Source organism: Allobosea sp. FW305-C-101, assembly GCF_058783685.1.
Window position 1 is genome coordinate 216,045 of the sequence record NZ_JBYSYT010000006.1, and the last position, 8,066, is coordinate 224,110.

The 8,066-nt window shown below is 66.6% G+C and carries 8 protein-coding genes; 2 read left to right on the plus strand and 6 right to left on the minus strand.

Going from position 1 to position 8,066, the window contains the following annotated elements:
- Nucleotides 1-14 precede the first annotated feature (14 nt).
- Entirely contained in the window at nt 15-944 is a 930-nt protein-coding gene (locus AC3WMA_RS22935) for a histone deacetylase family protein (protein ID WP_492287632.1), read from the minus strand.
- A gap of 222 nt (nt 945-1,166) precedes the next feature.
- Between AC3WMA_RS22935 and AC3WMA_RS22940 the strand changes: the two genes are divergently transcribed.
- The gene (locus AC3WMA_RS22940) at nt 1,167-1,763 is read left to right on the plus strand and encodes a L,D-transpeptidase (RefSeq protein WP_492287633.1); all 597 of its coding nucleotides are present in this window, start codon (nt 1,167-1,169) and stop codon (nt 1,761-1,763) included.
- A 320-nt stretch (nt 1,764-2,083) separates the two neighbouring features.
- On the opposite strand, the gene AC3WMA_RS22945 is transcribed toward AC3WMA_RS22940, so the two are convergent.
- The 4 genes from AC3WMA_RS22945 to AC3WMA_RS22960 all read right to left on the minus strand — a co-directional run bounded on the left by AC3WMA_RS22945 (nt 2,084) and on the right by AC3WMA_RS22960 (nt 5,971).
- Nucleotides 2,084-2,293 (minus strand): hypothetical protein, encoded by a 210-nt coding sequence (locus AC3WMA_RS22945; RefSeq protein WP_492287634.1) that lies wholly within the window; start codon nt 2,291-2,293, stop codon nt 2,084-2,086.
- Nucleotides 2,294-2,503: 210 nt separating this feature from the next.
- On the minus strand, nt 2,504-3,880 hold the full coding sequence (locus tag AC3WMA_RS22950) for an aspartate aminotransferase family protein (RefSeq protein ID WP_492287635.1): 1,377 nt from the start codon (nt 3,878-3,880) through the stop codon (nt 2,504-2,506).
- A 156-nt stretch (nt 3,881-4,036) separates the two neighbouring features.
- On the minus strand, nt 4,037-5,500 hold the full coding sequence (locus AC3WMA_RS22955) for an amidase (protein ID WP_492287636.1): 1,464 nt from the start codon (nt 5,498-5,500) through the stop codon (nt 4,037-4,039).
- A gap of 6 nt (nt 5,501-5,506) precedes the next feature.
- Complete coding sequence (locus AC3WMA_RS22960; protein ID WP_492287637.1) at nt 5,507-5,971, minus strand: MarR family winged helix-turn-helix transcriptional regulator; 465 nt, start codon at nt 5,969-5,971, stop codon at nt 5,507-5,509.
- A 134-nt stretch (nt 5,972-6,105) separates the two neighbouring features.
- Here AC3WMA_RS22960 and AC3WMA_RS22965 point away from each other — a divergent pair, with 134 nt between their 5' ends.
- Nucleotides 6,106-7,731 (plus strand): long-chain-fatty-acid--CoA ligase, encoded by a 1,626-nt coding sequence (locus AC3WMA_RS22965; protein WP_492287638.1) that lies wholly within the window; start codon nt 6,106-6,108, stop codon nt 7,729-7,731.
- Nucleotides 7,732-7,824: 93 nt separating this feature from the next.
- Here AC3WMA_RS22965 and AC3WMA_RS22970 read toward each other — a convergent pair.
- Nucleotides 7,825-8,066, minus strand: a 242-nt coding sequence (locus tag AC3WMA_RS22970) for a hypothetical protein (RefSeq protein ID WP_492287639.1), incomplete at its 5' end; no start/stop codon positions are given.

Consider the following 8,066-nt stretch of genomic DNA (forward strand, 5'->3'; position numbering starts at 1 on the left):
GGCGCTTCCGGCGCTCAGCCCTCCATCAGTGCCGAGACATGGGCGGCCGTCGATTTCGCCAGCGCGTCGAGATCGTAGCCGCCCTCCAGCACCGAGACGACCCGGCCGCCGGCATGGCGGTCGGCTGCTGCCATCAGCTTCTGGGTCGCCCAGGTGAAATCCGCCTCGCGCAGGTTGAGGCTGGCGAGCGGGTCGCGCCAATGCGCGTCGAACCCGGCCGAGATCACCACGAGATCGGGACGGAAGGCATCGAGCCGCGGCAGGATCGCCGTCTCGAAGGCGTCGCGGAACTCGTCGGAGCCGTCGCCGGCCCGCAAGGGGGCATTGACGATCGTGCCCTGCGTGCCGCGCTCCATGGCCGAGCCGGTGCCCGGATAGAGCGGCATCTCGTGCACGGAGGCGTAGAGCACGCTGGCGTCGTCCCAGAAGATGTCCTGCGTGCCATTGCCGTGATGCACATCCCAGTCGACGATGGCGACGCGCTCGGCCCCATGCGCCTGCTGCGCGTGGCGTGCCGCGATCGCGGCATGGTTGAAGAAGCAGAAGCCCATGGCGCGCTCGCGCTCGGCATGGTGGCCGGGCGGGCGCATCGCGACGAAGGCATTGCGCGCCTTGCCTGTGATCACCTCATCCACCGCGGCAACGGCCCCGCCGACGCCGCGCAGCGCCGCTTCGATCGTGCCGGGCGACATCAGCGTGTCCGCATCGACCTGGACGAAGCCCGCCGCAGGGGCGGATGCGATCAACGCCTGCGCATAGGACTCAGGATGACAGAGCGCGACCTGCTCGAGCGTGCCGAGCGGCGCCTCCAACCGAATCAGTGCCGCGAATCGCTCGGCCTCAAGCGCCTGCTCGACCGCCTTGATCCTGTCGGCGCATTCGGGATGGCCCGCCGGCATCGCATGCGCGAGGCTGGCCGGGTGGGTGAAGAGCAGGGTCGTCAAAGCCGGTTACCCCTGCATCAAATCAGCCTGAAACGCCATGCGTGGCCGCTTTGCCACGCCAAACGGCCTTCTGAGCCCCGGAAACGGAACCGGATTGCACCATGGCCGTTTGAGGCCTAGTGCTTCGCCGAGCCGCCGCTTTTGGGGAAGCGCCCTGGCGATACGAAGCGTTAACGTTCGATTCATCATAAAGGCTGCCTTCGGGTCGGCTGGGTGGAGGCTATGAAGAAGACCGTTTTCGTCGCGCTGGCGCTGTCCGCCCTGCTGGGCGCTTGCCAGTATAAGAGCGTGGCCGCTCCGGAGCTGTCAGCCCGTGATGCGGAATATATCGCGCTCGTCCCCAAGTTCGACACCTACCTGCCCTATCTCCCCTACGAGATCGCCGATCCGACTGGGCAGCCGCCGGGCACGATCTATATCGATACCAAGGAAAAGTTCCTCTACCTCGTCCTGCCGAACAAGAAGGCGATCCGCTACGGCGTCGCCACCGGCGAGGAAGCCTATGGCTGGACCGGCGAGGCCGTCGTGCAGCGCAAGGCGGAATGGCCGCGCTGGACGCCGCCGGCCGAGATGATCAAGCGCTGGCCGCATCTGAAGCCGGTTGCCGGCGGCATGAATGGCGGTCCGGACAACCCGCTCGGCGCGCGCGCGCTCTATCTTTACCAGAACGGCCAGGACACGCTCTATCGCATCCACGGCACCAATGAGCCCGAGACGATCGGTCGTTCGGCTTCGTCGGGCTGCATCCGGATGCGCAATATCGACGTGATCGACCTGTTCAACCGCGTGCCCGCGGGCGCGAAGGTCATCGTCGTCTGATCGATCGGACGAGCCGGAGAATTCAGCGGGCGGCCTTCGGGCCGCCCGTTTTCGTTTCGGGCATGCTTCTGGGTGAGCCATCTTTGTCATTCCGGGGCTTCGCGTAGCGAAGAACCCGGAACCCACGACCGCGCGAGCCTCTGCCCGATCAGTAAAGCGAAGCGGCGCACCCAGTCGTGGGTTCCGGGTTCATGCCTGCGGCATGCCCCGGAATGACAGCGTGGCGCGCGCTGGGATGAGCTTGGGGAATCAACCCAAGAAAAAGGCCGGTGGGAGCAAGCTCCGCACCGGCCAAGTCATTGGGTCTCGAAGGGGAGGTTTCAGTCGATGAAACCGTGGCGGAGAACGCCGGGCAGATCGGCCCCGCGCGCTTCACCGTCCTGCTTCAACGCAGGCGACATCTGTCGGGTTCCCGCGGCGACCGCCTGAATCGCGATCGGGCGGAAGAGGGTCGCATAGGTCGCCCGCGCCGTGGCGTCGTGGAAACCCTTGCGGACCGGTGTCGTGGACTGGGCGTCGCGTTGAAGCATGGCTCCTGACTCGTCTGATGAACCTCGTGCCGGCGGCTCGCGCCTGCCGACCCCTCCATCTCTGATGCCTGATCGGGACGGCGCCGGGGCGCCTCTGTGATCTGTTCGTGGCGTTTTCGGGCGGCGATCTCCGATTTCGCCATATTGCTGAACACGAAAAAGGCCGGGCGCTGCCGCCCGGCCTTCGGTCTTTCTACGATCTTGGAGTGATCAGGTCAGCAGGCCTTCGGCCTTGGCCCAGTTCAGCGTCTTGTCGAGGGCGCGCTCGCAACGGTTGAACATTTCCTCGATCTCGGCCTCGTTGATCACGAGCGGCGGGCAGAAGGCGAGGCGGTCGCCCATGGCGCGGGTGATGAAGCCCTCTTCCAGCGCATAGGCCACGGCCTTGGCGCCGACGCCCTTCTTGCCCTCGAACGAGGCCTTGGTCTGCTTGTCCTTGACCAGCTCGGCGCCGCCGATCAGGCCGACGCCCTTGGCTTCGCCGACGAGCGGGTGGTCGCCCAGCTTGTTCAGGCGGCGCAGGAAGGTCGGCGAGACCTTCTCGACATGCTCGACGATCTTGTCACGCTGGTAGATCTCCAGCGTCTTGACCGCGACAGCGCAGCCGACCGGGTGGCCGGCATAGGTGTTGCCGTGGCCGAAGGTGCCGATCTTGCGGCTCTGGTCGACGAGCACGTCATAGATCTTGTCGTTCATCATCACGGCGCTGAGCGGGAAATAGGCCGAGGTGATCTGCTTGGCGAGCGAGATCGAGTCGGCGTTGAGCCCGTAGGTCTCTGTGCCGAACATCTTGCCCGTGCGGCCGAAGCCGGTGATGACCTCGTCCGAGATGAACAGGATGTCGTACTTGCCGAGCACGGCGTTGATCTTCTCGAAATAGCCCTCCGGCGGGATGATCGCGCCGCCGGCGCCCATGACGGGTTCGGCGATGAAGGCGGCGACCGTGTCCGGCCCCTCGCGCAGGATCATCTCTTCCAGCTCGGCGGCCAGCCGCGACGAGAAGTCCTGCTCGCTCTCGCCGGGCTCGGCGAAGCGGTAATGGTGCGGGCAGGAGGTGTGCAGGATGCCCGGCAGCGGCAGGTCGAAATCGATATGGTTGTTCGGCAGGCCGGTCAGCGAGGCCGAGGCGACGGTGACGCCGTGATAGCCCTTCAGCCGCGAGATGATCTTCTTTTTCTGCGGCCGGCCGAGCGCGTTGTTGAGATACCAGACGATCTTGACCTGGGTGTCGTTGGCGTCGGAGCCGGAGGCGCCATAGAACACCTTGGAGATCGGAACCGGAGCGATCTCCTTCAGCTTCTCGGCCAGCTCGATCGCCGGGTCATGGCTGCGCCCGCCGAAGATATGGGTGAAGGGCAGCTTCTTCATCTGCTCATAGGCGGTCTCGACCAGTTCCTGGTTCGAGTAGCCGAGCGAAGTGCACCAGAGCCCGGCCATGCCCTCGATATATTCCTTGCCGGCGGAATCGTAGACATAGATGCCCTTGCCGCTCTCCAGGATCAGCGGGCCCGTCTGCCGATGCGTGGCGAGGTTGGTATAGGGATGGACGAGGGTCTCGATATCCCTGACGGCGACATTCGACAGCATGATGGGCTCCCGGTTCTGTTTAATATTCTTGCCAGTGTAAGCTGAAGTGACCGCAAATGTTGAGCGATTTTGATGCAGGGGACGGTAGACTCTGCCGCAGGGCGAGCGAAACGGAAAGGGTGCGCGCCAAACGGGCGAAAGCGCCTTCCGGGCGGCTCAGCGAGCGGCCGGCGGCGGGGTGAAGCGACCGCCGAACTCTTCCAGCATCGCCCCGACGGCGATGGCGGTACGGTCCTCGCCGAAGGACGCGATGATCTGGACGCCGAGCGGCAGGCCCTCGCGCGAGCGCATGACCGGCGCCGACAGGGCCGGCAGGTCCGCACCTGTTGCGAGCGCCGCCCAGAGCAGGAAGTCGAGATAGGGCCGCGGCTCGCCATTCACGATCAGGCGCCGCGCATGGATATCCGGGCCATGGTCATGCGGGATCGCGGCGACCGGCGCCGGCGGGCAGAGCACGACGTCGTAGCGCGTGAAGAAGCTCGCCCATTGCCGCTTCTGGGCGAGGCGGCGCTGGTTGATCTGCTGGTAGAAGCCCGGCGTCATCCGGGCGCCACGCGCCTGCAGGGCCTGATGCGACAGGTCGTTCGGGCTGAAGCGGGCGGCTTGCGCCTGAATGCGGGCGCGCACCTTCGGCGGCAGCCCATAGGCGACGACGGCATGGTTCAGCAGCGCATAGACCTCGAACGCGTCGGTGAAACGGATCGAGGGGCGCGCCGTCTCGTCGACGATCGCGCCGGCCTCGGCCAGGAGGCGCGCGGCCTCGCGCACGGCCTCCGACACCTCCCGGTCGACCGGCGCGAAGGGATCGTCGGCCCAGAGAGCGACCCGCAGGCCTTTCGCGCTGGTCTGGCGGGGTGCGGGCAGGGCAGGCGAGGGCAGGGCAGTATCGCGCGGTCCTGCGATCACCGGCAGGATCAGGTCGAGGTCTTCGGCGGCGCGGGTGATCGGGCCGGCGACCATCAGGTCGACATTGCGCAAGGTGCGCCGCTCGGGCGGCGGCGGGATCGCGCCCCAGGTCGAAACCAGCCCCCAGCTCGTCTTGAGCCCGAACACGCCGCAGGCATGGGCCGGCCAGCGGATCGAGCTGCCGAGATCGGAGCCGAGCTCGAAGGCGCTCATGCCGGTCGCGACGGCAACCGCAGCCCCGCCCGACGAGCCGCCGGGCGAGCACGTCTCGTCCCAGGGATTGTTGGTCACGCCATGGGCCGGGTTGTAGCTCTGGAAATCGCCGGAGAAGACGGGGACGTTCGTCTTGCCGATGATCACCACACCGGCGGCCCGCAGCCTGGCGACCGGGGCGGCATCATCAGCGGGAACACGCTCGCGATAGGCGGGCAAACCGCCGGAGGACGGCAAACCAACGACGTCGAACGCGTCCTTGATCGTGATCGGCAGCCCTTCGAGCGGGCGGGCCGTGCCGTTGGCGATGCGCTCGTCCGAAGCTTTCGCCATCGCGCGGGCGGCGTCGCGATCCTCGGCGACGATCGCGTTGAGGCGCGGGTTCAGCGCATCGATGCGGGCGAAGGTCGCTTCAAGGAGATCGGCGGCGCTGAAGCGACGGGCAAGCAGCGCTTGACGCAAGGCAGTGGCGGAGGCGGTCAGGTCGATGCCGTCAGCCATGGCCGCTCACTCGGCATCGACGGCGCGGGCGAGGTCGCGCCAGACCAGCACCAGCCGGTCGAGCTCGGCGAGGTCGTCCGGCTTCAGCTTGCCGAGCGTGCTGGCGACGAAATCGCGCTGGGCAGCGATGCCGGCCTCGGCGAGGCGGCGGCCTTCCGGCGTCAGGTGCATCGCATAGGAACGCCGGTCGCCGGCAATCGCGCGGCGTTCGACCAGCCCGGCCTGCACCAGCCGGTCGACGAGGCCCGAAACATTGCCCTTGGTCACATAGAGTTTCTCGGCCAGTTCGCTCTGGCTGATGCCTTCCTGCTCGGTCAGGGTCGAGAGCAGGTCGAATTGCGGGATCGAGAGGCCGAGCGTGCGGATGCGCGCCGTCATCTGCATCAGCATGCGCTGGTGCAGTCGCAGGAAGCGGAACCAGACCCGGTCCGGTTCGGTCACAGCCTGTGGCACGGCTTTCGCTGCGGTCATGGCGTTCCCCCCGCTCTTTGAAGGATCAGACCTAAACCATCTCGCGCGCGCAGGCGAGCCTTCGATCGGATGACTTTCCTTTCGTGGAAGCCGGTCGCTATCCTCCGGCAAAATGGATCTGGGAGGATATGCGCATGCTCGGCCTGATGCAGGACTGGCCCCTTCTGCTCCATCGCATCATCGACCACGCCGCCGTCCAGCACGGCACGCGCGAGGTGGTGAGCCGTGCCGTGGAGGATGGCGCTTTCAGGCGACGCAGCTATGTCCAGATTCGCAGCCGCGCGCTGACAGTGGCGAAGCGGCTGCAGAAAGACGGTATCGCGCTGGGAGACCGTGTCGCGACGCTGGCCTGGAACACCGATCGCCATCTCGAACTCTGGTACGGCATCAGCGGCATCGGTGCGATCACGCATACGGTCAATCCGCGGCTGTTCCCGGAGCAGATCGCCTGGATCATCAATCACGCGGAAGACCGTTTGCTCTTCCTCGACCTCACCTTCGTGCCGATGATCGAGGCGATCCAGGACAAGCTCCCGAGCATCGAACGCTACATCGTCCTGACCGACGCCGCGCATATGCCGCAGACGAGCCTCAAGGGCGCTGTCGCCTATGAGGATTGGCTCGCCGATGCCGACGACGATTTCGTCTGGGCTCACTTCGACGAGAACACGGCGGCCGGGCTCTGCTACACCTCGGGCACGACCGGTGGGCCGAAGGGCGTGCTCTATTCGCATCGCTCGAACGTGCTGCACGCGCTTGCCTGTGCCGCGCCTGATTATATGGGCCTGTCGGCGCGCGACACGGTGATGCCCGTGGTGCCGCTCTTCCATGCCAATAGCTGGTCGCTGGCCTATTCCGCGCCGATGACCGGGGCCAAGCTGGTGATGCCGGGCGCCCGGCTCGACGGGCCCTCGCTGCACCAATTGCTGGAGGAGGAGGGCGTGACCATGACGGCGGCGGTGCCGACCGTCTGGCTCGGGCTTCTCCAGCATCTGGAGGCGACCGGCGGCGGGCTCTCGACGCTGAAGCGCGTCGTCATCGGCGGCTCGGCCTGTCCGCGTGCGATGACCGAGGCTTTCGAACGCAAGTTCGGCGTCACCGTCGCCCATGCCTGGGGCATGACCGAGATGAGCCCGCTCGGCTCCTTCTGCTCGCTGAAGCCGGTCTATGAAGGACTTTCGGGCGACGCGCTCTACGATCTCAAGGTGAAGCAGGGCCATCCGCCCTTCACGGTCGAATTCCGACTCACCGACGATGCCGGCGCGGACCTGCCCTGGGACGGCAGGACCTTCGGCCGGCTGAAGGTGCGTGGGCCGGCGGTCGCTGGAGCTTATTATCGGAGCGCGGACGGCATCCTCGATGATCACGGCTTCTTCGACACCGGCGACGTCGCGACCATCGACCCCGCCGGCTACATGCAGGTCACCGACCGCTCCAAGGACGTCATCAAGTCCGGAGGCGAATGGATTTCCTCGATTGATCTGGAGAACCTCGCGGTCGGCCATCCCGATGTCGCGGAAGCCGCTGTGATCGGCATCGCCCATCCGAAATGGGACGAGCGACCGCTGCTGGTGATCGTGCCGAAGCCGGGGCGCAAGCCGGGCAAGGACGAGATGCTCGCCTTCATGACCGGCAAGATCGCGAAATGGTGGCTGCCGGACGATGTCGTGCTGGTCGAGGCCATCCCCCACACCGCGACCGGCAAGATCCAGAAGACCAAGCTGCGCGAGATGTTCAGCGATTATCGGCTGCCGGGCTAAGGGCATGGACAGGGCCGCTGCCTGGAAGCGCGAACGGCGCCCGAGAGGGCGCCGTTCCGATATTCTGGTCATGTCATTCCGGAGGCTGTTGCCTCAGAATTCCTCCCACCCGGCGTCCTGAACACGGCCATTGGCGACCTTGCGCGGGGCAGGCGCGCGGGACTGGACGAAGGCGGCCTCGGCGAGCTGGCGCAGACGTGCCGGTTCGTCGGATGCCATGCTTGCCTGGCTTGCCGCCGCGCGCACGGGCGCCTTCACCGCACGCGGCGCCGAGGCCGGCTGGGCGTAACCCGCCTGGCCGGCGGCCTCGCGGCCGGTCTTGAACGCCGCGACCA

Excerpts from the sequence above, each read along its gene's own strand:
- AC3WMA_RS22940 (WP_492287633.1), top strand. The coding sequence starts at position 1,167 with ATGAAGAAGACCGTTTTCGTCGCGCTGGCGCTGTCCGCCCTGCTGGGC.
- AC3WMA_RS22945 (WP_492287634.1), bottom strand. The coding sequence starts at position 2,293 with ATGCTTCAACGCGACGCCCAGTCCACGACACCGGTCCGCAAGGGTTTC.
- AC3WMA_RS22950 (WP_492287635.1), bottom strand. The coding sequence starts at position 3,880 with ATGCTGTCGAATGTCGCCGTCAGGGATATCGAGACCCTCGTCCATCCC.
- AC3WMA_RS22955 (WP_492287636.1), bottom strand. The coding sequence starts at position 5,500 with ATGGCTGACGGCATCGACCTGACCGCCTCCGCCACTGCCTTGCGTCAA.
- AC3WMA_RS22960 (WP_492287637.1), bottom strand. The coding sequence starts at position 5,971 with ATGACCGCAGCGAAAGCCGTGCCACAGGCTGTGACCGAACCGGACCGG.
- AC3WMA_RS22965 (WP_492287638.1), top strand. The coding sequence starts at position 6,106 with ATGCTCGGCCTGATGCAGGACTGGCCCCTTCTGCTCCATCGCATCATC.